The sequence below is a fragment of the Photobacterium kagoshimensis genome, from assembly GCF_050337045.1.
GTDB lineage: Bacteria > Pseudomonadota > Gammaproteobacteria > Enterobacterales > Vibrionaceae > Photobacterium > Photobacterium kagoshimensis.
Window position 1 is genome coordinate 477,444 of the sequence record NZ_JAKJSO010000009.1, and the last position, 26,496, is coordinate 503,939.

The following is a 26,496-nucleotide window of genomic DNA, read 5'->3' on the forward strand; positions in this document are numbered from 1 at the left end:
GACTCCAAGATAAAGTGCATGATTGTCTTCATCTCTTTAATCATAGGCTTGAACGGGTAGGGTTAAACAAGGGGACTATGGTGAATTAATACGTAGTGGCTAAGTTTGTACTAGTTAGGTGATGCATTGGTGCTGGCATCTCACAACATAATTCGCTAATCTGCTGGAACGCTAAAATTTAGGAAGACGCATAAATAAATGGAAAGTTTAACGTTACAGCCAATTAAACAGATTGATGGTGTAGTAAATTTACCGGGCTCAAAGAGTGTTTCGAACCGTGCCTTGTTATTGGCGGCGTTAGCACAGGGACAAACACGCCTAACCAACTTACTGGATAGCGATGATATTCGTCATATGCTAAATGCACTCAAGCAATTAGGGGTCCAATTCGAACTCTCTGCTGATAAAACTGAGTGTGTAGTAAATGGTTTAGGTCATGCTTTCCAACCAGAAAAAGCACTAGAGTTATATCTTGGTAATGCCGGCACGGCGATGCGCCCACTGGCAGCCGCATTGTGCCTCGGTAGCGGTGAGTTTGTCTTAACGGGTGAACCGCGCATGAAAGAGCGCCCAATTGGACATTTAGTCGATGCCCTGCGTACTGCGGGAGCAGAAGTCACTTACCTAGAAAATGAACACTACCCACCGCTCGCGATTAAAGGCACAGGCCTTAATGGTGGTGACGTTGAAATTGATGGTTCTATTTCTAGCCAGTTTTTGACCGCATTCTTAATGGCGGCACCAATGGCAACGCAAGACACCGTTATTCGTATTAAGGGGGATTTGGTATCTAAACCTTATATTGATATTACGCTGCACATTATGGCGCAATTTGGTGTGATAGTTGAAAACCGTAATTATCAAGAGTTTGTTGTGCCTGCGGGACAGATCTATCAAGCGCCTGGTGATTTTTTAGTTGAAGGGGATGCGTCTTCAGCCTCTTATTTTCTAGCCGCTGCCGCTATTAAGGGAGGCGCTGTTAAGGTTACGGGTATTGGCAAAAAAAGTATTCAAGGTGATGTTCAATTTGCTGATGCGTTGGCCAAAATGGGGGCTGAAATCGAGTGGGGTGATGACTATGTTATTGCTCGTCGCGGTGAGTTAAAAGCGGTCGACCTTGATTTTAACCATATTCCAGATGCAGCAATGACGATTGCGACTGCCGCACTATTTGCCGACGGTACAACCTCAATTCGCAATGTCTATAATTGGCGAGTGAAAGAAACAGACCGATTAGCGGCAATGGCGACAGAGTTACGTAAAGTCGGCGCGGAAGTCGAAGAAGGGCATGATTACATTACAATTACGCCGCCTAAGCAGCTACTTCATGCCGCTATTGACACCTATGATGACCACCGTATGGCAATGTGCTTTTCATTAGTTGCATTAAGCGATACACCGGTGACCATTAATGATCCGAAGTGCACATCAAAAACATTCCCAGATTACTTTGAGAAGCTTGAAGGACTCAGCCGATAATCAGCCGCTTATAAATATAAGAAAATAATCAAGAATTACACCCATATCACCAGATGTGGGTGTTTTTTCTTCAGCTAATTTTTTCCTATTCGATGCGGCCGTTTTCTTCTGCCCCTTTTCAAAAAAATCACGTATAATCTGCGCCCGTTTGATTGATGGCTTAACTTTGTTGTTGCTGCATTTTTTGCTATGCAAAATTAAGCGATTAATATTACGATTGTGAAAATATTCGGAGATACTCTATGTCTACACATTCACCTGTAATCACGGTTGATGGCCCCAGCGGTGCAGGTAAAGGCACACTATGTATGCTTTTAGCTGACAAGTTAGGTTGGAATCTTTTAGATTCTGGCGCTATCTACCGTGTATTAGCACTTGCAGCGCTTCATCACGGTGTTGATCTTGAATCAGAAGAAGCGCTAGTGGTACTGGCGGCGCATTTAGATGTGCAGTTTGTTGCTGAAGGTGACTTGGTGAAAGTGATCTTAGAAGGCGAAGATGTATCGCCTACATTGCGTACTCAAGATGTGGCGAACGCAGCATCTAAAATTGCGGCACTTCCTCGTGTTCGTGAAGCCTTACTACGCCGTCAACGTGCGTTTAGTGAAGCGCCTGGTTTAGTGGCTGATGGCCGCGATATGGGCACGGTTGTTTTTCCACAAGCGGAAGTGAAAATCTTCCTAGATGCGAGTGCGGAAGAACGTGCTAATCGCCGTATGAATCAGTTGCAAAATAAAGGCATAGATGTTAACTTTGTCACCCTTTTAAGCGAGATTCAAGAACGCGATTATAGAGATCGTAACCGTGCGGTTGCTCCTCTGCGTCCCGCTGATGATGCTTTAGTGCTAGACTCTACTGAACTTTCAATAGAGCAAGTGACAGCACAAGCCCTCGCTTATATTGAACAAAAATTGTCTTGTTGAATACTCAGCAAGGCGGCGTCGGTGTCAAGGAAGATAACTGACTTTTATATCAACCCCATGCGGTAGGATACCCATGGTTGTTTATCAAATTGAAGATTAAATAATGACTGAATCTTTTGCTTTACTCTTTGAAGAGTCTCTAAACGAAATCGAAACACGCCCAGGCGCGATCGTTAAAGGTACTGTAGTAGCTATCGAGAACGGTTACGTTCTTGTTGATGCTGGCCTTAAGTCAGAGTCATCTATCCCAGCTGAAGAATTCAAGAACGCTGCTGGCGAACTTGAAATCGAAATCGGCGCACAAGTAGATGTTGCTCTTGACGCGATCGAAGATGGTTTCGGTGAGACTAAACTTTCTCGTGAGAAAGCTAAGCGTCACGAAGCTTGGATCCAGCTTGAAAAAGCTTACGAAGAAGCTGAAACTGTTGTTGGTATCATCAACGGTAAAGTTAAGGGCGGCTTCACAGTTGAACTTAACGGCATCCGTGCGTTCCTACCAGGTTCACTAGTAGACGTACGTCCAATCCGTGACACTGCTCACCTTGAAAACAAAGAGCTAGAGTTCAAAGTAATCAAGCTTGATCAGAAGCGCAACAACGTTGTTGTTTCTCGCCGCGCAGTTATCGAATCTGAAAACAGCGTTGAGCGTGACGAGCTACTTGCATCTCTACAAGAAGGCATGGAAGTTAAAGGTATCGTTAAGAACCTTACTGACTACGGTGCATTCGTTGATCTTGGTGGTGTTGACGGTCTTCTACACATTACTGATATGGCTTGGAAACGCGTTAAGCACCCAAGTGAAATCGTTAATGTTGGTGACGAAATCAACGTTAAAGTTCTTAAGTTCGACCGTGAGCGTACTCGCGTATCACTAGGTCTTAAGCAACTTGGCGAAGATCCATGGGTTGCAATCGCTAAGCGTTACCCAGAAAGCACTAAGCTATCTGGCCGCGTAACTAACCTAACTGACTACGGCTGCTTCGTTGAAATCGAAGAAGGCGTTGAAGGTCTTGTACACGTTTCTGAGATGGATTGGACTAACAAAAACATCCACCCATCAAAAGTTGTTAACGTGGGCGACGAAGTTGAAGTTATGGTTCTTGATATCGACGAAGAACGTCGTCGTATCAGCCTAGGTCTTAAGCAGTGTAAAGCTAACCCATGGCAGTCATTTGCAGAAATGCAAGCTAAGGGCGATAAAGTAACTGGTAAGATCAAGTCTATCACTGATTTCGGTATCTTCATCGGTCTTGAAGGCGGCATCGACGGTCTAGTTCACCTATCTGACATTTCTTGGAATGTTTCTGGTGAAGACGCAGTTCGTGACTTCAAGAAAGGCGACGAAATCTCTGCAGTAGTTCTTGCAGTTGACGCAGAGCGTGAGCGTATCTCTCTAGGCGTTAAGCAAATCGAAGAAGACCCATTCAACGGCTACGTTGCAGTTAACAAGAAAGGTGCTCTAGTTACCGGTACTGTTACTGCAGTTGACGCGAAAGGCGCAACAGTTGAGCTAATTGAAGGTGTTGAAGGTTACCTACGTGCTTCTGAAGCATCTGTTGACCGTGTTGAAGACGCAACTCTAGTTCTTTCTGTTGGCGATTCTGTTGAAGCTAAATTCACAGGCGTTGACCGTAAGAACCGCGTAATCAACCTATCTGTACGCGCTAAAGACGTTGCTGAAGAGCAAGAAGCAATGGCTACTCTGAACAAGCAAGATGATGCTTCGTTCGGTAACGCTATGGCTGACGCTTTCAAAGCTGCTAAAGGCGAATAATTGAGCTTAGGGAGAAAAAGCGTTTTAGCATTTTCTCCCTAAACGGTTATACTATTGAGAAACATACTAAAAACCGGAGTGTTTATGACAAAGTCTGAATTAATTGAAAGGCTATGTAGTCAACAAACACATCTTTCTGCCAAACAGGTAGAAGATGCAATCAAGGATATCCTTGAGCACATGGCGAATACCCTCGAAGAGGGCGATCGCATTGAGATCCGCGGCTTTGGTAGCTTCTCGTTGCATTACCGTGCTCCCCGTGTAGGTCGCAACCCTAAAACTGGTGATAAAGTTGAGTTGGACGGCAAGTTCGTTCCTCACTTCAAGCCAGGTAAAGAATTACGCGATCGTGTTAATTTGTCTCTGGCAGGTTAACCACGGTTCTGACAAAAAACGGCATACATTGTATGCCGTTTTTTTATGCCTAAAATTTGAGTTGTATTGCCAGTGGAAAGAAGACACCTTAGAATATTGATTCTGTACCGTGATTCTGCAAGATGGTAATGAGTTAAGTTACTATTTATTAAGCAGAAAATATTTATTCTTATGAATATATCAATATTGAGAGCTAAGTGTTCATAGAACGTGCGGAATTATGTCGTTACTTAATGATTTTGGTTGCGAGTTACTGCATAATCACAGAATGTTCTGTTTGATATAATCGAACTTTGATGGATTAAGTGAGAGGATTCACGATGAAAATAATTGGCATTCTGCTACTCATAGTCTGCTTTCTGATCACCTTAGCACTTGGGGCACAAAACCAAGAGCTGGTGAATTTTAACTACCTTGTCGCGCAAGGTGAGTTCCAGTTATCAACATTATTAGGCATCGCATTCGGTGGTGGTTTTGCTATTGGTTGGTTGATCTGTGGCCTTCTATATTTGAAAGCGCGTGTTTCAAAAAATCTACTAACCAAAAAAGTGGCTAAGCAACAAAAAGAGTTGGAGCAGCTTCGCGCCGCGCCAGCGAAGGACTAATCAATGCTTGAGCTGTTGTTCCTGTTACTCCCTATTGCTGCTGCCTATGGCTGGTATATGGGTAACAGGAACGCACAAAATGAACGACAGGAACAGTCTCATCACATGTCACGTCAATACGTGACAGGTCTGAACCTATTGCTCTCTGATCAATCAGATAAAGCAGTAGATGTATTTATTGAGCTGCTTCAAGTTGACAGTGAAACAATTGATACCCACCTTGCACTTGGTAACCTTTTCCGAAGCCGAGGTGAAGTCGATCGCGCAATTCGTATTCACCAAAACCTCATCGCTCGCCCAAACCTAACAATCGATCAACGTAATCTGGCGTTACAACAGTTAGCAAAAGACTACATGGCTGCTGGTTTCCTCGATCGAGCAGAGAAAATATTTCAGCAACTGCTTGATGAACCCGATCATCGTAAAGCGGCACTCCAACAGCTCCTCTCTATTTATCAGCAGACCCGTGAATGGGAAAATGCGATAGAGATGGCGACGCAACTGGTAAAAATAGGCAAAACGAAGTTAAAGCACGATATTGCACATTATTGGTGTGAATTGTCGATGCTGGAGTTAGGTGCCCAAAATCCAGACAAAGCAAAGCAACACTTAAAGAAAGCACTATCGGCTGATAAAAATTGTGTCAGGGCAACCATAGCGACTGCACGTATTTTGATTTCTGAAAAAGAATATAAATCAGCAGCAAAGCAGCTAGAGCGTATCGCAGAGCAAGATATTGAATTTATTAGCGAAGGTTTACCTTTGTTATTGCAATGCTATGAAGCAATTGGTAACGAAGCTGCTTGGCTCAAGTATCTACAAAACTCAGTGGAGCATAAAGCAGGCGCAACAGCGGAACTGATGCTGGCTGATGAAATATTTAAACATGAAGGTGCTGCGTTAGCGCAAGCTTTTATGACGCGACAGTTAACTAAAAACCCAACGATGAAGGGCTTCTACCAACTGATGGACTACCATCTGGATGAAGCTGAAGAGGGACGGGCTAAAGATAGCCTAACCTCGTTGCGTAAATTAGTGGGTGAACAACTGAAACTTAAACCGAACTTCCGCTGCCGAAACTGTGGTTTTGCTACCCATTCACTTTATTGGCAGTGTCCATCGTGTAAAAGCTGGGGAACGGTTAAGCCTATTCGCGGTTTAGATGGTGAATAGCAGGTTTACATTGTTGATATTTTAGAGCTTAGAGCCCACTTTTAAAATGAGTGGGCTTTTTTGTGGGTAAAACATAAGATTTAACAGGTTATTTTTAGTTTTAAATCGATATTCAGTATTTTTATGAGTTTTATGAGGCGGTAAAATTAATCTTACTGTAACAAACGATTGGCTAGTGATGAATAGTGGCTGTTTTGCCTATCTGTGGGTGTAAATGTAATTAACGCTCGAAAAAATGCAATTTTCATGTACAATTCTGCCGCAGACAGGAAACTGTACGTGACTGATTTATAGATAAAGCAGGAGATACAATGTTAGACCCAAAAGTGATTGTCGCTCTCGACTACCCAAATCAAGATGATGCGTTAGCTTTTGTTGACCGTATTGAACCGGGAAGCTGCCGACTGAAAGTTGGTAAAGAGATGTTTACTTATTTTGGCCCTGACTTTGTGCGTAAACTGCATGATCGGGGTCATTCTGTATTTCTGGACTTAAAATTCCATGATATCCCAAATACATGCTCGCGCGCAGTGGCTGCTGCTGCTGATATGGGAGTGTGGATGGTAAATGTTCACGCCAGCGGTGGTGAACGCATGATGGCCGCATCGCGCGAAATTCTAGAGCCTTATGGAAAAGATCGCCCGTTATTGATTGCTGTGACTGTACTGACAAGTATGGAGGCCTCGGACCTTGCGGGGATTGGCATCCAACGTGAGCCACAAGAGCATGTTCTAAACCTTGCTAGCTTAACGAAGAACAGCGGTTTAGATGGTGTTGTTTGCTCTGCACAAGAAGCATCAATGTTAAAAGCAAACTTAGGGCAAGAGTTTAAGCTAATTACCCCAGGTATTCGTCCTGCCGGCAGTGCTGCGGGTGATCAGCGCCGTGTGATGACACCAGTAGAAGCCGTACAGGCGGGGTCTGATTATCTTGTGATTGGTCGTCCTATCACTAAAGCTGTCGATCCTGCGGCAGTACTTGCTGAGATTAATGCATCGCTAGCGTAATCAGTTTTGTTGGCTAAATTCAAGATAACGGCTCACAGCAATGTGGGCCGTTTTTTTTGTGTTTGATTAACAATAATCAGAATTTATATTTGTAGCTTATCTATGGTGTGTGTCAAAATATCGACATTCTTTTTAGCGATATAAGTGACTGGTAAACATGATTAAAAGTAGTGATATTCGAGGGTTCACCTTGATTGAGCTAGTCATTGTTATTGTTATTCTCGGGATCTTAGCGGTTACGGCAGCACCGCGTTTTATCGACTTACAGCACGATGCCCGCAAAGCGACATTGGCAGGGATGAAAGCTGCAATGGCGTCAGCATCTGAACAAGTTTACGCAAAATCGATAATCAGTGGGCTTGATCAGTCACCATCTGGCGCTGTGGCCATGAATGGTCGCTCAATCGAAGTGGTATATGGTTATCCTAAATCACAATACCGAGCAGTATGGGCTGAGCTGTTAGTCGGCGAGTTTGGGGAAGTACCGTATCAAGATGCCAGCAAATATGAGTGGATGTGGCATAACCCCAGTCCGAATAAGGATGGGCTTTACATCATGCCGAGAAATTTTACTAATAAAAGGCAGAACTGTTATGTGATGTACTTGCCGCCCAATGCAAATTCAATCGGTAACTACAGGTTGGAAATGGTGGATACGGGCTGCTAATTAACAGCCCATTACGTAACCTAATTTAGCAGCAAATCTTGGGTGTTGCGCCGCTGATACGAGTGCTACGGTCGTGAGAAGGGGCTGCAAAGTGACTGTCTAATAACTTTTGTGTTAATGGGTGTTGAGGGTTACTAAACACTTCCGCAGTCTTGCCTGATTCCACAACCTCACCTTCATGCATTACCATAACTTTGTCGGTAAAGTGCTTAATCACGCCCATATGCTGCGATACATAAATGTATGACAGTCCCATCTCTTCTTGCAGTTCAAATAATAGATTAATGATCTGCGAACGCATCGACATATCTAAACCATTCAAGGCCTCATCCGCCACAATAATGCAAGGCTGAAGAATCAAGGCGCGAGCAAGAGATACACGCTGTTTCTGCCCTGTAGCAAGCATTTGAGGGTAGAAGTATGCATGCTCGGGTAATAAGCCGACGCGCTTTAATGTTTCCATAATACGGCGTTCACGGGCTTGTGGCGTCATATTGGTATTTCGCTTTAATGGACCTTCAAGGATCTTGCCGATCTGAATACGCGGGTTAAGCGAGGTGTTCGGATCTTGGAATATCATTCGGATCAATTTACAGCGCGTCTGAAAATCGTTAGGTGAGAGCGGATCACCGTTTACACGAATAATCCCTTCCGTTGGTTCAACAACACCCGCTAGCATTTTAGCGAGTGTGGATTTTCCTGAGCCATTTTCACCCATGAACGCCATGGTTTCGCCTGCTTCTAACGAAAATGAAATCGGTTTTACCGCTTCAATCGTACGGCGGCGGAATAACCCTGAACGGTAGTGATAATCTTTTTTTAAGTTCTCAACTTCTAACAAAGCACTCATTTGTTACCGTCCTCCATGTTTAGCGGGAAGTGGCAGCTAAACTTATGGTTTTTAATCTTTCTGCGTTTGGGCACTTCGACACATTTGCGCTGTGCATGTGGACAGCGAGGGCCAAGTCGGCAACCAATCGGCAAATGTTGCAGCGGTGGAATCGAGCCCGCCAAGGTTTCAAGTTTACTCTTGTGCGGAATATCTTTACTGAAATCTGGCATTGCCCGCAGTAATGCTTCGGTATACGGATGATGTGGGGATTCAATTAATTGCTTACGGCTGCCTGATTCGACAGATTGGCCGCAATACATCACCGTAATTCGGTCTGCCCACTGTGTTACCAGTGTTAAATCATGGCTTACTAATAGAATAGTCGTATTGCTTAACTGATTCATTCGACTCAATAAACGGAATATTTGCGCTTGAGTAATTGGGTCAAGATCATTGGTCGGCTCATCGGCAATCAACAAACGAGGGCGGTTAGCAATCGCCATTGCAATCATAACCTTTTGACACTCACCATCTGTTAGCTCGTACGGGTAGCTATTCATTACCCGTTTATGCTCTTTAATACCGACCTTGTGCAGTAGTGCAATCGCTTGTTTTTGACGCCAACCAAAACGTTGCCACCATTTGCCGTTAAACGATGACGATGGGATCGCTTCTTCTAGCTGCTCGCCCACAGGCTCTGATGGATCTAAGCACGATGACGGCTCTTGGAAAATCATCGCGATTTCACGGCCAACAATTTTCCTGCGCTCACGAGGGGTGAGTGCCAGTAGATCAATATTGCCAAGGCGTAAACGATCAGCACTGATGCGCCAGTTATCTTTACTGACACCTGCAATCGCTTTGGCAACCAAGCTTTTACCTGATCCTGATTCACCCACGAGCCCTCTAATTTCCCCCTCATTAAGGGTTAGGCTCATACGATCGACGGCTTTCACCATACCTTGAGGTGTATCGATCTCAATCGTTAAGTTACGTATATCCAGTAATGGCATTAGTCTATCCCCGCATTTAAGGCTTGGCGGAGTCCTTCACCAACTAAGTTTACAATGAGTACACTGAACATAATGGCAAGGCCTGGCAGCGTTACTGTCCAAGGCGCTATGTATATCAGCTCCACTGAGTCACCAAGCATTGCTCCCCATTCAGATGAAGGTGCTTGTGCCCCTAAACCAAGGAAACCTAAGGCGGCGATATCTAAAATTGCGATAGAGATAGCGCGTGTTATTTCCGTGGTAATCGTGGTTAAAATGTTCGGTAAAATCGAGTGATACAGCAAATAAAAATTATTGGCACCGTCAAGACGGGCTGCAATGATGTAGTCTTTTTCGACTTCATTGTGTACTGCGGTGTAAATGGCGCGAATAAAGCGAGGTATCAACGCAAGCCAAATGGCTAGTAAAATATTGTTTTCCCCCGGCCCCATATAAGCAACCACAATAATGGCCAATAATAGAGAAGGGATGGAAAGAACAGTATCTAGAATATGGTTAAGAATGCTTGATTTTAAGCCTCGAGTCATCCCCGCGAGTACGCCAATAATGATACCTATCACGCTAGAGGCAAAAGCCACTAATAGCGCATAGCCAAACGTAAGCTGCGAGCCAATCAGTAAGCGGCTGAGAATATCGCGACCTAAATCATCGGTACCAAAGAAAAATTCAACATGGCCAGATTGATCCCACGATGGGGGCATTAATAACTCACCAACTTGAAGGTGAGGTAGGTAAGGGGCGAGCCAGTGTGCACTTAAAGTAAGTATTAAGGTGAGGCTTAAGCACCATAAGCCAAACATCGCTAAAGAATTACTGCGAAAGTCTTGGCGTGAACGCTCCCACTGAGTTGGGATTTTCTGTTCCTGATAAATGTTATCTGATGGCATACCATTCCTTCCGTACTAGGGGGTTTATTGCTGCGCCCGCTAAGTCAGAGAATATGTTGGCAATAAGTATGAAACTTGCCACCGTAATTACACCAGCTTGAATAGCAACATAGTTTTGATCTGAAATTGCGTCTAATAACCAACGGCCAATACCCGGCCAGTTGAAGATAGATTCTGTCAGCATCGCGAAAGTCATCATGGTAGAAAACTGCATGCCGAGCTTTGGAATGATCGGTGGAATTGCATTTTTCCGCACATGGCGAATAATGATTTCGAAAGTGGATAACCCTTTGGTGTGCGCCACTTTGATGTAGTTTTGCGTCATAACCTCAGTAACCGAAGCGCGTGTTAAGCGGATGACTTCCGTGGTTGGCGCCATTGCGAGCACTAATGTTGGCAAAATGAGGTGACGAATAACATCGATTAAGGCTTCACCGCGGTAGGGCTTTTCAGACAATAATACGTCAACAATTGCAAAGCCTGTGACATGCTGAATTTCGTATAACAAGCTATGGCGCCCTGCAACAGGTAACCAACCTAAGTTAAGTGAAAACAGTAAAATCAGCAGCATTGCCAGCCAAAAAAGCGGAATAGAGTAGCCCACTAATGCCAGCGATGAAATGATGGTATCCACGGGTCTACCTTGGCGTACACCCGCGAGTGTGCCTAAGGGGATGCCGATAATAAGCGATAGGCCAAATGCAAAGAAACACAGCTCCAAGGTAGCAGGGAAAACAGTCAAGACTTGCTGCAAAATTGGCGAACCATCGTGGTCTAGCCCTAAGTTACCCGCGAGTAGATTTTCTACATAGATGAGCCAACCACTCCAGAAGGGTTGGTTACTCCATAGTGATGTTTGGTCAAGGCGCAGAATACTGAACCCGATCATGGTTAATATCGCAAGCGTAATAATGAAAAGATTAAGCCGGCGGATTGTATAAATAAACATGCTAATTACTCGCTTCGGTACACGCTAGAAAAAGAACGCGTACCGAATGGACTCATCTGTAGGCCACCAAGGGAACGATGGTGAACTTGGAAATGTACGCCATGTGCCAGTGGGACTATGGGTACTTCTTGGTCGATAATATTTTGAGCGTGGTGGTAGTAGCTAACACGCTGTTCAAGTTGGTTGGTGCGAGAGGCGAGCTCTAACAAATTGTCGAACGAAAGATTACACCAGTTAGCCACATTCAACCCTGCTTGCTTTGCGTCGCAAGAAAGAAGTGGCCGTAAGAAGTTATCAGGGTCGCCGTTATCAGCAATCCAACCTGTTAATACCATATCAAAACCATTACTGATGGCACTGATACGATCTTGTTTTTCTAGCGTGACATTAACAATAATGCCAACAGCAGCAAGATCGGCCTGAATCAGCTCCGCCGTTTTCTTCGGACTCGGGTTATAAGGTCGAGGATCGAGAGGCACTAATAAATTTAAGCGCATGCCAGGCTCAATCCCCGCTTCTTTTAATAGAGAGCGAGCTAACTTAGGATCATAGCCTAATGCTTGGCTAGTATGATTGTATGCCCAAGACATCGGAGGCAATAGACTTTTTGCTTCTGTCCCCGTGCCGTAATATACCGAGTTAAGCAGGTTTTCTCGATTAATTGCGGCATTGATTGCTTGGCGAACTTTAGGATCCATCAGTGCTTTTTGATCGTTGTTGAAAGCAAGAAAAGCGACATTCATGCCTGTTTGAGCGAGTAGTTCAAAATTAGGATCGTCTGAAATAACCGGTAATTGGCTGGCAACAGGTGACGATAGAACATCACATTCCTTGCTCAGTAATTTGGCAAGATCGCCTGTGCCGTGTGAAGCGATATCAAAAATGACTTGCTCCATGGGCGCCGCGCCGCGCCAATAGCCCCAATGACGCTTCAAGCGGATGACATTATTTGGGACATAAGAATCTAAATAAAATGGCCCTGTTCCGATTGGCTTCATGTCTAGCTGGTCAAGTTGCCCTGCCTTTAGCAGCTGCTGGCCGTATTCTTGTGAATAAATCACCGCATAGGTTGTCGCTAAGTTTGCCAAGAAAGCGTTATCAGGGCGATTTAGCGTAAAGGTAACCGTGTTGGTATCCGTGACGACGATATCTTTAATCAGATGACTAAAGCCTATGCTTTCAAACCATGGGTATCGCCCACCAGAAACTTGATAGAAAGGGTGGTTTGGTTCGATAACACGCTTAAAACTAAACACAACATCTTGTGCGTTGAGTGGCCGTGTTGGTTTAAACCAAGGTGTGGTTTGAAATTCGATGCCGCTTCGTAAGTGAAAGGTATAGACTAAACCATCAGCACTGATATCCCAGCTACGTGCGAGCCCTGGCAGCGGCTGGTGGCTGACAGGATCGAGCTGCAATAAGCGATCAAAAAGCTGAGCGGCTAAGGTGTCGGCAGTGAGCCCACTGTCGGTTAGCTGAGGGTTAAAGGTTGTTGGCGTAGTTTGCCCACAATAAATGAAACCTCGGCTGCGCGTATTACTGTCTTGGGTAGGTTCTTGGCAGCCAACTAAGCTAACCAGCCCCCAACAAGCGAGCAGGCAACGACTAAAGACGTTCATAAGGAAAGGGTATTTGTGAAAATAAGCATCCAAATTTATCACTTTCTCTCCTTAGCACCAAGTCAGCAGTGATAATAACCACTGAAATTATTGTGTTTTAGCCATATTACGAGGAAACCAGAGGCATAATATCGCTAATTTTTATGGTCAAGATTAACCTTGTTTGTTTTCTTGCCTAATTATTATTCGGCTCGCTTCCAACAAGTTGATATTTTCTTAGCAGTCCCCTCAATTGATGGTAGCTCAAACCTAATTGATCAGCGGCTCGCCGTTGGTTGAACTGCGCTTGTTTTAAGGCGTGCTGAATAACACTGACTTCTTGTTGTTGTTGCCATTGTCGAAAATCGATAGGTAAGCTGGGTAGTGCAGTCTCACCAATTGCTGTTGATGCGTTATCGGCTTGATCCGCTGATTCAATGTGAGTAGAGGGTAAGTCCGCTTTTGAGTCGTTATTATCATGCCAAGGTGGTGTGAATGGATCGGTAATAATCTCATCAACAGGAATATCTTCTTGGCTATGGCGAAAGACAGATCGTTCAACCACATTTTTTAATTCCCGAATGTTGCCCGGCCAGTGATAATCGAGTAGCGCTCGGCGAGCTGGGTAAGTAAATCCAGCAAAATAGCCGTAACCCATTTCTCGGCACATCCGCACGGCATAGTATTCAGCTAAAGGTAGAATGTCTTCTTGGCGTTCGCGCAGCGGGGGTAAATGAATAATATCAAAAGCTAACCGATCCAATAGATCGGATCGAAACTTACCGTCACGTGCTAGTTGGGGCAAATCTGCATTGGTCGCACAGATCAAACGAACATTAGCTTGACAGGTTTTACTGCCGCCAACTCGCTCGTACTCACCGTATTCTATTACGCGTAATAATTTTTCTTGTACGCCAAGCGGAGCGGTTGCAAGTTCATCGAGAAAAAGCGTCCCTTCTTCAGCACGTTCAAAGCGACCTTGATGGCGGCCTTTTGCCCCGGTAAAAGCCCCTGCTTCATGGCCAAATAACTCCGAGTCAATCACACCTTCACTCAATGCCGCGCAGTTCAGTGTGACTAATGGCTGATCCCAACGTTTTGATAAGTAATGGATTCGCTGAGCAATTAACTCTTTACCTGTTCCTCGCTCCCCAAGGATTAGCAGTGGTCGATTCAAAGAGGCAAGCCGTGATGCACTGTCGAGTACACTGAGAAAGGCTTCAGACTCACCAATTAAATTATCCTGTTTTTGCATGGTTAATCTCGCTAACTGTTGGCGTAATAATCCATACCTTAGCAGTGCATTAAATGAAAGGCAAAGTTAAGTGTATGATTATTAATAAATAAAAAGTTGGCACGACACTTGATATATCTATAGGCATGACAAGTGAGTCAGCTGATTAATTGAACCAGATTTACACTCAGCTTGTTGAATATCTTTTGGACAACACAGTTTTTGATGGGTGCACCAAGCCGATAAGGTTATTCGCATTCATCCATTCAACGAGGAGAGAAATGATGGGTATTTTTTCACGCTTTGCAGATATCGTGAACGCGAACGTTAATTCACTGCTAGATAAAGCCGAAGATCCACAAAAAATGATTCGCCTGATTATTCAGGAAATGGAAGATACATTAGTCGAAGTGCGTACCTCTTCTGCACGTGCTTTGGCTGATAAGAAAGAACTACACCGTCGTATTGAGTCACTACAAGCACAAGCGGATGATTGGCAGCAAAAAGCCAGTCTAGCGCTGCAAAAAGGTCGCGATGATTTGGCGCGTGCTGCTTTGATTGAAAAACAAAAACTTAGCGATGTGGTATTAACACTGAACGAAGAGTACAAGTTGGTTGAAGACACAATCAATAAATTGTCGGGTGAAGTGGCAGAGCTAGAGCGTAAGCTGCAAGAAACTCGCGCTCGTCAGCAAGCATTAGTGATGCGCCACAAAACCGCAGGTAATCGTCGTGATGTTCGTCGCCAGCTTGATACAGGTAAAGTTGATGAAGCCATGTCGAAGTTTGAACAATACGAGCGCCGTATCGATGAAATGGAAGCGGAAGCTGATAGTTACAACCTAGGTCGTGGTAAAAACTTAGAGCAAGAATTTGCTGATCTACAAGCACAAGATGAAATTGAAAAAGAGTTAGCGCGCCTCAAAGCAAATATTAAGGATAAAGAGTAAGATAGCCTTTATATTGATTGGAATATGTTTTGCTGCGCGAAAAGGAGATAACGAATGTCGATGGGATTTATTGCTGCTCCATTAATTGTGTTCATGGTGGTGGTCGCCCCATTGTGGCTGATTTTACATTACCGAAGTAAGCGTCATGCATCACAAGGGTTATCCAGCGAGGATCAAGAAAAACTACAGGCGCTCGTTGTTCGTGCAGAACAGATGCAAACGCGTATTGTAACGCTGGAAAAAATTCTAGATGCAGAGGCACCACAGTGGAGGCATAAGCAATGAGCAAAATGCTTTATCGTGACCCCAAAAATGGCAAGTTAGGTGGTGTTTGCGCTGGTGTTGCGGAGTACTTTGGCCTAGAGGTCTGGCTAGTCCGTATTCTTACCGTGTCTGCATTTTTATTGGGATTAGGCTTTGTGGTATTGGTGGCTTACGTAGCGGCATGCTTAATTCTCGATAAGATGCCAGAAGATCGAAGCCAACAGCAGTATGTTTATAAAGAACATAATGTGAAGCAGAAATCATGGCAGGCGGGTTTACCGCCAGAGCAAGTCCTGCACAATGTTGAGCTTGAACTGGATGACATTGAAAAGAATGTACGTGATATTGAAGCGTATGTGACGTCTTCCACCTTCAATGTTCAGCGTGAATTCAAGAACTTGTAAGCTTATCACCCTTAATTGAAAGCAGGCTTAGGCCTGCTTTTCGTTTTTTATCGTTTATCGTTTGTTGTTTATTGCTTGATGTGTACTTTGGCGCTTTACACGTTATTCGCTCAACCTGAATAGAAGCGGATAAATTCATTCATCCAAGGTTAACCTTCACTACGATAAAATTTATTTCATCAGCAGGCTAACGCATTGATTGCCGCATTGTTGCCTTTGCTCTTTCGCAGGAATAGCTATGAACCGAATTGGTAATGAATTTAATAAACTGGTGAATCGCAGCTTAGATCGCCATGTTCGTTTGGCTGTAACAGGGTTATCCCGTGCGGGGAAAACGGCCTTTATCACCTCGTTGATTAATCAGCTGATGCACGTTAGCACAAATCCACGTTTGCCATTGTTTACAGCAGTACGTGACGGATACTTATTAGGTGCTAAGCGTGTTCCACAGCTTGATTTACATGTACCAAAGTTTGCGTACGATGAAGGGATGAGTGCGTTATTGTCAACCCCGCCAGCGTGGCCCGATCCAACGCGAGATGTTAGCCAAACTCGCCTAGCTTTGCGTTATAAGCCTCAAAAAGGGCCAATGAAACTGCTGCAAGATACGGCAACACTTTACCTTGATATTGTTGATTACCCTGGTGAGTGGTTATTGGATTTACCTCTGCTCGACATGAACTTTATCGAGTGGTCGGCACAGCAAGCCAAATTGATGAAAGGGCAGCGAGAGGCGCTGGCTCAAGACTGGCTGACATTAGGGGCTGAGTTAGATCCCTTTGCTCCTGCGGATGAAGCGCAAATAGAAGCTATTTCTAAAGCGTTTACTGATTATCTCTATGCGTGTAAATCAGAAGGTGGTTTACATTGGGTACAGCCTGGCCGATTTGTTCTTCCTGGCGAATTAGCGGGCGCCCCAGTATTACAGTTTTTCCCTTTTGCGTGGCTACAGCATCACAGTGAAGCTGAATTAGCGCAGGCGGATGAGCACAGTAACTTTGCCATGCTTGAGCAACGTTATAAGTATTACCAGCAGCATGTGGTGAAAGCGTTTTATCGGGATCACTTTTCGAAGTTTGATCGTCAAATTATTTTGGTTGATTGCCTTCAGCCATTAAACGCAGGGCCAGAGTCGTTTAATGATATGCGTCAAGCGCTCGATCAATTGATGCAAAGCTTTAAATATGGCCGTAGTTCGCTGATGCGCAGGTTGTTCTCTCCACGAATAGATAAAGTACTGTTTGCAGCGACAAAAGCGGATCATGTGACGCCAGAACAGCACCCGAATTTAGTGAGTTTGCTGCAACAGATGGTCAATGAAGCGTGGCAAACGGCCTCGTTTGAAGGCATTAAAATGGATTGTGTGAGCTTGTCTTCCATTCAAGCGACTGAACCTGGTTTTGTGTCTTACCACGGTCAGCAGATGCCCGCATTAAGAGGGCATACACTCGATGAGCAGCCTCAGACAATTTATCCTGGTGAAGTGCCGCGTCGGCTGCCGAATGAGAATTATTGGGAACAGAACGGGTTTGATTTTGTGAATTTCAGGCCGTTAGCACAACAAAATGATGAACCATTGCCACATATCCGTATGGATAAGGCGCTGGAGTATTTATTGGGGGACAAATTACAATGAGCCAACAACCTCAAGACTTAAAAAGAAAAGTCGTGTTTGATGAACCTCAAGAGGCCGAGATTGATCTTGAGTTAAATAGCCAACTTAAATTTGCTGGCGACAATACCTTTCTGCCTGAAACGACACCAGAGGCTGATACCGATATTAGCCTTGAAAAGGATTTAGAAAGAACGCTGGCCAAGTCAAAGAAAAGTAGCGGTTGGTTTAAAGGCTTGCTGGTGGCAGGTGCCGCTATGGTGGGCTGGCAAACGGTCGATTATGTGGTTACTGCTTACCAAGGTGGTGACTGGCTAGCATTGGGGTGGAGCGGCATTACTGCGGCAATCGCCACCATGGGTATCACAGCTTTAGGGCGCGAATTGTTTAAATTACGCCGCCTTAAGCAACGCCAAACAGAGCGCGATCAAGCCCAAGCATTATTGGATGCTGATGGTATGGGGCAGGGTAAGGCATTTTGCACCAAGCTTGCTAAGCAAAGTGGCATTCATAGTGAACATGCAGGGTATGATCGTTGGCAACAATCGTTAGCAGCGACTCATAACGACCGTGAAGTTATCGTACTTTATGATCAAATGGTGATGTCACAACAAGATAAACTTGCTCGTCGCTTAGTCAGTAAATATTCGAGCGAAGCGGCATTAATGGTGGCATTAAGTCCATTAGCCATTGCTGACATGTTGCTGGTGGCTTGGCGTAACTTTCGCTTGATCGAGCAAATTTCTACTGTTTATGGGGTAGAGCTCGGTTATTGGTCGCGCATTCGTTTAGTGAAGCTAGTACTGACTAATATGGCGCTGGCAGGAGCCAGTGAGGTGGTTGCTGATACAGGCATGAATATGCTGTCGATGGATATCGCTGGTCGTGTTTCTACCCGTGTCGCTCAAGGTGTGGGGATTGGACTATTGACCGCAAGACTTGGCCTAAAGGCGATGGCATTAATGCGTCCGCTACCATGGCAAGAGGGAACCCAGCCCAAACTGGGTGAAATACGTCGCGACTTATTAGCGCAATTAACCAAGAAACAAGATGATGCGTAATTTATAACATACGCGACATATTTCAATATTGAGTTTAAAGGCAACCTCGAGTTGCCTTTTTCTCGTCTGCTATTTTTTCGGACGATATATCTCGATCTGACTTTGATTTAGTTTACTCATATTTACTTGCTGAATGTGCCATGTTGCTGAAGTCGGCGACAGCAGTCAGATTTTGACTCGCTTAGCTGATCTTGAGCACATTTAACTCGATAATTGTTACAGGTTATCAGGCTCTACTTGACTCAAATTACACATCGACGCACACTTCAACTGTCAGGAATAGTTGACACTTTTGGAGTGGAAAATATGAGGCTACAAGTCTTTTGTGAAGATCGCTTAGGAATAACCCGTGAATTACTGGATATTCTGACCAATCAGCAGATTGATCTTCGCGGAATTGAAATTGATCGCATTGGCATCATTTATTTAAATTGCCCTGAGATTGAGTTCGAGCAATTCAGTCAATTAATGTCACAAATACGCCAACTTGATGGTGTCACCGATGTGCGAAAAATTCAGTTTATGCCTAGCGAACGTGAGCATAAAGAGCTAAGCGCCTTATTAGAAACGCTACCTGATCCAGTTTTTTCAATTAACCTTCACGGCAAGATCGATCTAGCCAATGAAGCGGCTGAGCGTTTAATCGCCAAGCAGCGTGAAGAGATATTGGGTGAGACGATTCAAACCATTCTGGGCTTTAATTTTCAGCAGTGGTTGGAAAATCAAGCCGGTGAGCATCGCAGTGAAATGGTGGTGATTTCTGGCTTAGATTACATGATGGAAATCATGCCAGTATTTGTGACGGATGATAATGAAGAGTCGGTCATGGCGAGTGCTGTGGTGCTGCTTAAATCGCTGTCGGAAGCAAAAATGCCAATCGCGATGCGTAAGATCAGCGGCGATAATGGCTTTGAGCACCTTGTTGGTCAGTCATCTCGTTTTAAGCATCTGCTATCCCAAGCGAAAAAACTCGCCTTGCTTGATGCGCCGTTATTGATCCAAGGTGAAACAGGTACAGGTAAAGAAATGTTGGCGCGGGCGTGTCATCAGCGCTCTGTTCGCCGTGACCAACCTTTTATGGTGGTGAACTGTGTCTCTATGCCTGATAACGCTGCGGAGACTGAGCTCTTTGGTTTTGCAGGTAGTGCAACCGAGCCCAGCAAAAAAGGGATATTTGAACAAGCGGATGGCGGTACGGTTTTCTTGTATGAAATCGGTGAAATGTCGGCGCACCTTCAAATCAAACTGTTACGTTTTTTACAAGATGGCACCTTCCGTCGTGTGGGCGAAGAGCATGAAATTAAGGTTGATTTACGCGTTATTTGTTCAACCCAAAAGAAATTACCCGATTTGATCACGGCTGGGCAATTTCGCGAAGATTTATATTACCGTCTTAATGTGCTGGCGTTAGTCGTACCGCCACTACGTGAACGCACCGCAGATATTGTCCCACTTGCTGATTTATTCTTATCGCAATTTGCCCAAGAGCTGCAACAGCCAAAACCAAATATCTCCGATAAATTGGCACAGTATCTGAGCCAATATGCTTGGCCTGGAAATATTCGTCAGCTCAGAAATGTATTGTTTCGCGCAATGACTCAAGTGGATAGTGAGGAGCTGGAAATTGAAGATATTCAATTACCTGAAAATGAAACCACCAGCATCATTAGTGACGAAATTCTTGATGGATCTTTAGATGACATCATGAAGCGGTACGAGTCGGGTATTTTGAATAATTTGTATAAGAGCTACCCGTCAACCCGCAAATTGGCAAAAAGGCTTGGTGTCTCGCATACTGCTGTGGCGAATAAGCTGCGTGAGTATCAAATTAACAAGTAGTCACTGCTAGGTAGTCGCCATCGGACAACTACCTATCACGATGCTACATTTATCTATTCTTTATGGGTAGAAATCAACGCAAGTTGCCCCGTTTCAAGGGCATGTAATTGTTGAATAACATCATCACCAAAGTGATAGCGGGAAGAGACGTTACTCGCAATGCGGTGGCAAGGAATAACGATAGGGATTGGGTTTACATTTCTGGCCATTCCCACTGCACTGGCGGCATGTGGCAAGCCGAGTTGCTGCGCAATTTGCAGGTTGGTTTGGTGTTGATTAAACGGAATATGGCGAAGTGCTTGCCATACTTTAATTTGAAAGCTTGTGCCTTGCGGAGCGATAGGAAAGGTGAACTCTTTTCTTTTTCCTTTGAAATACTCGGTGAGCTCATGAATATAGGGCTGCATTTGGGTTGGTTTATGTTCCCAGCTCTTATCGGGGCAAAAACCAGGGCTACAAATGGTGAGTTGGCGAAGACCTTGTGAGTCTGCCAACAAGAAAATTCTACCAATATCAGTATCAAGATAGTCGAAATACATAGTTACGGCTTAAGGGACTAATTTGTTTAATTCTATTATAAACCGTTCATCAAATTTAGCAGTCGATGATCTGAAAATTCGTCTGATTGCTAACAAAGATGCTGAGCAGATTACAGCCTATTATCAAAAAAACCGATCCTATCTTCAACCTTGGGAACCTTTACGCGAGGAGCACTTTTATACTTTAGCTGGGTGGGAAAAGCGTTTAATCCAGCTGACAGAATTGCAGAAACATCATCTTGCGTACTATTTTATTATTCTCAAAGCGGGAAGTGATGAAATTTGCGGTGTCGTGAATTTCAGTAACTTAGTTAAACATCCTTTTCATGCATGCCATGTTGGTTACTCATTAGGTGAGCATTACCAAGGCCAAGGTATTATGCGTCGTGCTGTGGCAGCAACGGTACAATGGGTGTTTGAAGAGCAGAATTTTCATCGTGTTATAGCAGGTTATATGCCCCGTAATGCGAAAAGCGAAAAAGTATTGGAATCTCTCGGTTTTGAAAAAGAAGGGTATGCCAAAGATTACCTATTAATTAATGGCAAGTGGGAAGACCACGTTTTGACGTCGAAAATAAATCCCAATTGGAAAATGCCCTAAATGATCGACAGTAATCTATGTCTAGTTAACTGTGTTTTTCCTGCGTAATATTTGCTTAGTTAATTAATGTGATTGGTATAAAAAGGGCTTGCACTGTGCAAGCCCTTTGGATTTAAGCGTTGCTTTGCGATCGCCGAGTATTACTCAACAGTTAAAATACGCATATTGTTGGTTGAACCAACCGTGTCCATCACATCACCTTGAGTGATGATCACAAGATCACCCGTTGCAAGGTAGTTTTGCTCTTTCAGCACAACAACGGCGTGTTTAGCTGCATCAAGACCTGCATCGCTTTCACGATCGAAGAAGATCGGTGTAACACCACGGAACAGTGCCGCACGGTTTAATGTGCTTTCATTACGTGACATTGCGAAAATAGGTAAGCCCGAAGAAATACGAGACATCATCAGTGGCGTACGGCCAGATTCAGTCATTGTTACCATCGCTTTAACGCCTTCCATGTGGTTAGCTGCGTACATGGTAGACATTGCAATGGTTTCTTCTGGTGATTCAAAGCGACGTGCTAGGCGGTGGTTTGAAACATTGATGCTTGGCTCTTTTTCAGCTCCAAGACATACGCTTGCCATTGCCGTTACGGTTTCAACGGGGAAATCACCCGCTGCAGTTTCAGCCGATAGCATTACTGCATCCGTACCATCAAGAACCGCATTCGCCACATCCATCACTTCAGCACGTGTTGGCATTGGGCTAGTGATCATTGATTCCATCATTTGCGTCGCAGTAATAACCGTGCGGTTCAGGCTACGAGCGCGACGGATCAGCTTCTTCTGAACGCCTACAAGCTCAGGGTCACCGATTTCAACGCCGAGGTCACCACGAGCAACCATTACAGCATCAGACGCTAAGATGATGTCATCCATCGCTTCTGTTGTTGCTACTGATTCTGCACGTTCTACTTTCGCAACTAGCTTAGCTTCAAGGCCAGCATCAACAGCTAAGCGACGCGCATATTTCATATCTTCACCGTTACGCGGGAACGAAACAGCAAGGTAATCAACTTTCATTGCAGCAGCCGTTAAGATGTCGGCTTTATCTTTATCAGTCAGTGCTTCTGCTGATAGGCCGCCACCTTGTTTGTTGATGCCTTTATTGTTTGATAAAGGGCCTCCAACAGTAACTTCAGTGTGAACTTTATTACCTTCAACAGCGACAACACGCAGTTGCACGCGGCCATCGTCAAGTAATAGAACATCTCCAGTCGTTACATCTTTTGGCAGTTCTTTGTAGTCAAGGCCAACTGCGTCTTGGCTACCTTCGCCTTTTGGCAGATCGCTATCAAGTGTAAATTTATCACCAATAGCGAGTTGAATTTTGTTGTCTTTAAATGTTGAAACACGAATTTTAGGGCCTTGTAGGTCACCTAGAATAGCGACGTGTTTGCCGAGCTTAGCCGCAATTTCACGTACAGTTTTAGTACGTTGGATATGATCTTCAGGGCTACCGTGAGAGAAGTTCATACGAACAACGTTAGCACCAGCCGCGATAATCTTTTCAAGATTGTTATCACGGTCAGTTGCTGGACCCAGAGTAGTTACGATTTTAGTGCGTCTTAGCCTATCAGACATTGGGAACTCCATTTAAGATTCATAAAGAAAAATGGACTGGTTAGGAACGGGCCAGTTGAAACCATTTATCTATTTGAAATATTACTACAAGACGAGCGGAATGTTCGTTGTTATTCATCAATAAACTGTAAGAAATATACATGCAATGGATGAAATAAAAATGATTTTCAGTGGCAGTTTATTCAATGATGTAAGTGTAGTGGTTACAGAGAGAGACTAGGGTGGAAGTTTGGCAGAAAAAAACAAAAAGGCATGAATATATATGCATGCCTTTTAGGGATAATGTAACACGTGGTTATTTAGGCTTAAATAAGATCTTGTTTAGAGAAACGAGAGTCTTTCAGCGAATCTTTTACGCGTTTTAGGTTTTCACGAAAACCCGCACCGCGGCGTAGTGTAAAGCCCGTGGCTAACACATCAATTACCGTCATTTGTACAACGCGGCTTGCCATTGGCATATAAATATCCGTGTCTTCAGGTACATCCAGACAAATAGACAGCGAGCATTCGTGATCCAGTGGTGAGTCTTTAGCTGTGATACCAATTACCGTTGCACCATTTTCGCGAGCCATACGAGCAATTTCGACCAAGCTTTTCGTGCGCCCAGTATGCGAGATAACAACCACGACATCGCCGTCGCTGCAGTTAATTACACTCATGCGCTGCATCACTATATCGTCAAAACAAACGACCGGGATGTTAAAGCGGAAAAACTTGTTCTGTGCATCATGCGCAACAGAAGCTGATGCGCCAAGACCAAAAAACGAGATTTTCTTTGCCTGAGTAAGTAGATCAACCGCGCGATTTACTTGCAAAGGTTCTAAGCTATTTTTAGCAACATCCAAACACGCCATTGTTGATTCGAAAATTTTTGATGTGTAAGCATCTGGGCCGTCATTTTCTTCAACGTTGCGGTTCACATAAGGCGTACCATTTGCAAGGCTTTGTGCTAAATGCAATTTAAAATCGGGAAAGCCTTTTGTGTCTAAGCGGCGACAAAAACGGTTTACCGTTGGCTCACTCACGTCAGCCATTTTGGCTAATGTTGCAATGCTGGAGTGAATAGCAGTTTGCGGGGAAGCAATGATAACTTCTGCAACTTTACGTTCAGACTTACTGAAGTTATCTAAATTTTTTTGAATTTTTTCTAGGGTATTCATCGAGATTACCGCGCTTCGTTACTGAGTTTCAAAAGACTACATAGTTAGCCAATATGGTGAAACTATACTACCTCTGTGATTGTTACTCCTAGTGAATCGATCAATATCGGCATTCCTTTTTATTATAATTTGACAGGGATCGAGTTTTCCCTTTCAGAATTGAAAATAAAATGCGTGAAATCCGTAAAAATACGCGCAGTTTGGCACTTATTCTGTTATTTAATTTCATATTGGAGGAATTAATTTACAGCTTGAAATTAATAGTGTGGTTATTAATGTTTATTACAGAGCGAAAGGGTATAGCATGAAAGTCAGTATTTGTGGTTGTGGTTGGTTAGGGCTACCGCTTGCTTATTATTTAAAAAAGCAGGGAATGATCGTACAAGGTACCAAACGCACACCAGAGGGGATTCAGGCACTCTGTGATGCAGACATTATGGGGTTTCCACTAACGTTGCCGTTAATAAGCGAATCATTATCAGAATTGGATCGCTTGTTTGATTGCGATGTGATGGTCGTAAATATTCCACCAGGTCGAAAAGGTAGCTTATCTTCACATTACACAGATTCGATTTTGACACTCTGCCTTGCAGCAAAAAGGAAAGGGTGCCAACAGCTTATCTTTATTAGTACAACAGCGGTTTATGGTGAACAAAGTGGCGTGATATCAGAAGCTACGCTGCCAATGCCTACCACTGAATCGGGTAAAGCCCATTATGAGATTGAGCAGAGCTTGATAGCGTCGTGGGGTGATAAGGTGACGATACTGAGGTTGGCCGGTTTAATTGGACCCAATAGGCATCCAGTTAAATTTTTATCTGGCCGTACGGGTATCGAACAGGGCGGCGCGCCAGTGAACCTCATTCACCAACAGGATTGTATTCAGGCAATAACGGCGATTATTCGCTGTCAGCCTAAGCAAAATATCTTTCATCTTGCTGCTAGCCAGCATCCTTCTCGAGCAGATTACTACACTGCGATGGCAAAGATTGCTGGATTAGCAGTACCAGAATTTATTGATATATGTGGGGAAAGTGGCAAAACAATTGATGCGACATTGACTTGCGATCTACTTAATCTGGTACTAGAAAAAGATGATTTGATGCAGCTAAAGCCGGAGCTAGATGATGTTAAGTGTTAATTTTTAGATAAAAAAACGCTGAGCAAGGGGCTCAGCGTGAATATCCAAAAATTCGGAGTTTAAGCAGCAGTGGCAGTTTAAGATTAAATGCATAAGGACTCAGTAGCACTTACTCATAACTAAATTCAGTTAGAATGGGTAAAGGATTAATCTCAATCTATATAGTATGACTTTGTGAAATGAGGTTGGTTCAAAAGAATTTCAAAAAAATTGTATTTTTATGGTTTGAAGGCTTTTTCATGCTGAAGGGAACTTTTTTGTGTACCACGCATAAAAAAATCCCGCTGAGCCTTCAGCGGGATTACCAAACGGTATAATGCATTTACACAAAATAAGGAGTTTTAGCAGCAGTGGCATCAATGATTAATGATGAAAACAATCTTTTTGCATCACCATTAATTTGAATGTCATATATTCAGACTGACTGTTTTCAGAATGGTTCCAATAAATTTAAAAAAGATTTGATATTTTTTTAAAATCCTCTTTAAATCAATTGGTTAACTTCGCCATTGGATTTCGGGTAAAAAAAAGGTTCTTCGCGGATTAGCGGGAACTGAAAACAAAAACGGTAGTTAATGGTATGGTTACATCGCCAAACACAACCTTCCAAAAACTACCGTTTTCATGTCGAATAATACTTTCCTATCTTCCTTCTGGGAAGGCTTTCAGATTATAAAGTCCCATAAAACTGATTCTTTAATTACAATCACTTTAAAGCCTGATTCCACCGCTGTGTGTCAATGCGGTCGCTCATCCAACTCTATCCATGACTATCATTGGCGAGTTCTAAAAGAAGCGATGATGTTCGATACTCCTGTTGAGC

At 43.9% G+C, this 26,496-nt stretch carries 24 protein-coding genes and 1 pseudogene; 16 read left to right on the plus strand and 9 right to left on the minus strand.

Annotated elements, in window-relative coordinates; all coding sequences use genetic code 11:
• Positions 1 to 198 precede the first annotated feature (198 nt).
• From aroA to L4C35_RS05555, 8 genes and pseudogenes are all read left to right on the plus strand, one after another.
• Positions 199 to 1,479 carry a 3-phosphoshikimate 1-carboxyvinyltransferase gene (gene aroA / locus L4C35_RS05520; protein WP_428461924.1) on the plus strand — a complete coding sequence of 427 codons (1,281 nt, stop codon included), beginning with the start codon at positions 199 to 201 and terminating at the stop codon, positions 1,477 to 1,479.
• A 242-nt stretch (positions 1,480 to 1,721) separates the two neighbouring features.
• On the plus strand, positions 1,722 to 2,402 hold the full coding sequence (gene cmk / locus L4C35_RS05525) for a (d)CMP kinase (RefSeq protein ID WP_428461925.1): 681 nt from the start codon (positions 1,722 to 1,724) through the stop codon (positions 2,400 to 2,402).
• Positions 2,403 to 2,505: 103 nt separating this feature from the next.
• Positions 2,506 to 4,176, plus strand: a complete 1,671-nt coding sequence (gene rpsA, locus L4C35_RS05530) for a 30S ribosomal protein S1 (RefSeq protein WP_048897051.1) — start codon at positions 2,506 to 2,508, stop codon at positions 4,174 to 4,176.
• Positions 4,177 to 4,260: 84 nt separating this feature from the next.
• Positions 4,261 to 4,551 (plus strand): integration host factor subunit beta, encoded by a 291-nt coding sequence (gene ihfB, locus L4C35_RS05535; protein WP_048897052.1) that lies wholly within the window; start codon positions 4,261 to 4,263, stop codon positions 4,549 to 4,551.
• Between the two features lie 320 nt (positions 4,552 to 4,871).
• The gene (locus L4C35_RS05540) at positions 4,872 to 5,156 is read left to right on the plus strand and encodes a LapA family protein (RefSeq protein WP_048897053.1); all 285 of its coding nucleotides are present in this window, start codon (positions 4,872 to 4,874) and stop codon (positions 5,154 to 5,156) included.
• 3 nt (positions 5,157 to 5,159) lie between these two features.
• Positions 5,160 to 6,329: a lipopolysaccharide assembly protein LapB gene (gene lapB / locus L4C35_RS05545; RefSeq protein ID WP_428461926.1), complete on the plus strand. Its 1,170-nt coding sequence runs from the start codon at positions 5,160 to 5,162 to the stop codon at positions 6,327 to 6,329.
• A 311-nt stretch (positions 6,330 to 6,640) separates the two neighbouring features.
• Positions 6,641 to 7,336: an orotidine-5'-phosphate decarboxylase gene (gene pyrF, locus L4C35_RS05550; RefSeq protein WP_428461927.1), complete on the plus strand. Its 696-nt coding sequence runs from the start codon at positions 6,641 to 6,643 to the stop codon at positions 7,334 to 7,336.
• Positions 7,337 to 7,493: 157 nt separating this feature from the next.
• Positions 7,494 to 7,599, plus strand: a pseudogene (locus L4C35_RS05555) (type IV pilin protein); the annotation flags it as partial.
• A gap of 429 nt (positions 7,600 to 8,028) precedes the next feature.
• On the opposite strand, the gene L4C35_RS05560 reads toward L4C35_RS05555, so the two are convergent.
• From L4C35_RS05560 to pspF, 6 genes are all read right to left on the minus strand, one after another.
• Positions 8,029 to 8,853, minus strand: coding sequence for a peptide ABC transporter ATP-binding protein (locus tag L4C35_RS05560; RefSeq protein ID WP_428461928.1), 825 nt, complete (start codon positions 8,851 to 8,853; stop codon positions 8,029 to 8,031).
• Positions 8,850 to 9,848 (minus strand): peptide ABC transporter ATP-binding protein, encoded by a 999-nt coding sequence (locus tag L4C35_RS05565; RefSeq protein ID WP_428461929.1) that lies wholly within the window; start codon positions 9,846 to 9,848, stop codon positions 8,850 to 8,852. Before L4C35_RS05565 ends, L4C35_RS05560 begins: the two co-directional genes overlap by 4 nt.
• A complete protein-coding gene (gene sapC / locus L4C35_RS05570) occupies positions 9,848 to 10,735 on the minus strand; it encodes a putrescine export ABC transporter permease SapC (RefSeq protein ID WP_428461930.1) in 888 nt (295 codons plus the stop codon). Before sapC ends, L4C35_RS05565 begins: the two co-directional genes overlap by 1 nt.
• Entirely contained in the window at positions 10,722 to 11,684 is a 963-nt protein-coding gene (locus tag L4C35_RS05575) for an ABC transporter permease (protein WP_428461931.1), read from the minus strand. Before L4C35_RS05575 ends, sapC begins: the two co-directional genes overlap by 14 nt.
• A 5-nt stretch (positions 11,685 to 11,689) precedes the next feature.
• On the minus strand, positions 11,690 to 13,303 hold the full coding sequence (gene sapA, locus L4C35_RS05580; protein WP_428461963.1) for an ABC transporter substrate-binding protein SapA: 1,614 nt from the start codon (positions 13,301 to 13,303) through the stop codon (positions 11,690 to 11,692).
• 175 nt (positions 13,304 to 13,478) lie between these two features.
• Positions 13,479 to 14,537 carry a phage shock protein operon transcriptional activator gene (pspF, locus tag L4C35_RS05585; RefSeq protein ID WP_428461932.1) on the minus strand — a complete coding sequence of 353 codons (1,059 nt, stop codon included), beginning with the start codon at positions 14,535 to 14,537 and terminating at the stop codon, positions 13,479 to 13,481.
• Positions 14,538 to 14,800: 263 nt separating this feature from the next.
• Here pspF and pspA point away from each other — a divergent pair, with 263 nt between their 5' ends.
• The 6 genes from pspA to tyrR all read left to right on the plus strand — a co-directional run bounded on the left by pspA (position 14,801) and on the right by tyrR (position 20,646).
• On the plus strand, positions 14,801 to 15,466 hold the full coding sequence (pspA, locus tag L4C35_RS05590) for a phage shock protein PspA (protein WP_428461964.1): 666 nt from the start codon (positions 14,801 to 14,803) through the stop codon (positions 15,464 to 15,466).
• 54 nt (positions 15,467 to 15,520) lie between these two features.
• Positions 15,521 to 15,751, plus strand: coding sequence for an envelope stress response membrane protein PspB (gene pspB / locus L4C35_RS05595; RefSeq protein WP_428461933.1), 231 nt, complete (start codon positions 15,521 to 15,523; stop codon positions 15,749 to 15,751).
• Entirely contained in the window at positions 15,748 to 16,134 is a 387-nt protein-coding gene (gene pspC / locus L4C35_RS05600) for an envelope stress response membrane protein PspC (protein ID WP_428461934.1), read from the plus strand. The genes pspB and pspC overlap by 4 nt, the downstream gene beginning before the upstream one ends.
• A gap of 238 nt (positions 16,135 to 16,372) precedes the next feature.
• Positions 16,373 to 17,770: a YcjX family GTP-binding protein gene (locus tag L4C35_RS05605; protein WP_428461935.1), complete on the plus strand. Its 1,398-nt coding sequence runs from the start codon at positions 16,373 to 16,375 to the stop codon at positions 17,768 to 17,770.
• Positions 17,767 to 18,807 (plus strand): YcjF family protein, encoded by a 1,041-nt coding sequence (locus L4C35_RS05610; RefSeq protein WP_428461936.1) that lies wholly within the window; start codon positions 17,767 to 17,769, stop codon positions 18,805 to 18,807. The genes L4C35_RS05605 and L4C35_RS05610 overlap by 4 nt, the downstream gene beginning before the upstream one ends.
• A gap of 306 nt (positions 18,808 to 19,113) precedes the next feature.
• Positions 19,114 to 20,646, plus strand: a complete 1,533-nt coding sequence (tyrR, locus tag L4C35_RS05615) for a transcriptional regulator TyrR (protein ID WP_428461937.1) — start codon at positions 19,114 to 19,116, stop codon at positions 20,644 to 20,646.
• Positions 20,647 to 20,699: 53 nt separating this feature from the next.
• On the opposite strand, the gene L4C35_RS05620 is transcribed toward tyrR, so the two are convergent.
• Positions 20,700 to 21,185, minus strand: coding sequence for a methylated-DNA--[protein]-cysteine S-methyltransferase (locus tag L4C35_RS05620; RefSeq protein ID WP_428461938.1), 486 nt, complete (start codon positions 21,183 to 21,185; stop codon positions 20,700 to 20,702).
• A 22-nt stretch (positions 21,186 to 21,207) separates the two neighbouring features.
• Between L4C35_RS05620 and rimJ the strand changes: the two genes are divergently transcribed.
• The gene (gene rimJ, locus L4C35_RS05625; protein ID WP_428461939.1) at positions 21,208 to 21,786 is read left to right on the plus strand and encodes a ribosomal protein S5-alanine N-acetyltransferase; all 579 of its coding nucleotides are present in this window, start codon (positions 21,208 to 21,210) and stop codon (positions 21,784 to 21,786) included.
• A 140-nt stretch (positions 21,787 to 21,926) separates the two neighbouring features.
• Here rimJ and pyk read toward each other — a convergent pair whose 3' ends face one another.
• Positions 21,927 to 23,372: a pyruvate kinase gene (gene pyk / locus L4C35_RS05630; protein WP_428461940.1), complete on the minus strand. Its 1,446-nt coding sequence runs from the start codon at positions 23,370 to 23,372 to the stop codon at positions 21,927 to 21,929.
• 305 nt (positions 23,373 to 23,677) lie between these two features.
• Entirely contained in the window at positions 23,678 to 24,532 is an 855-nt protein-coding gene (locus tag L4C35_RS05635; protein WP_428461941.1) for a MurR/RpiR family transcriptional regulator, read from the minus strand.
• Between the two features lie 304 nt (positions 24,533 to 24,836).
• Here L4C35_RS05635 and L4C35_RS05640 point away from each other — a divergent pair, with 304 nt between their 5' ends.
• A complete protein-coding gene (locus L4C35_RS05640) occupies positions 24,837 to 25,673 on the plus strand; it encodes an SDR family oxidoreductase (RefSeq protein ID WP_428461942.1) in 837 nt (278 codons plus the stop codon).
• Positions 25,674 to 26,496: the final 823 nt, after the last annotated feature.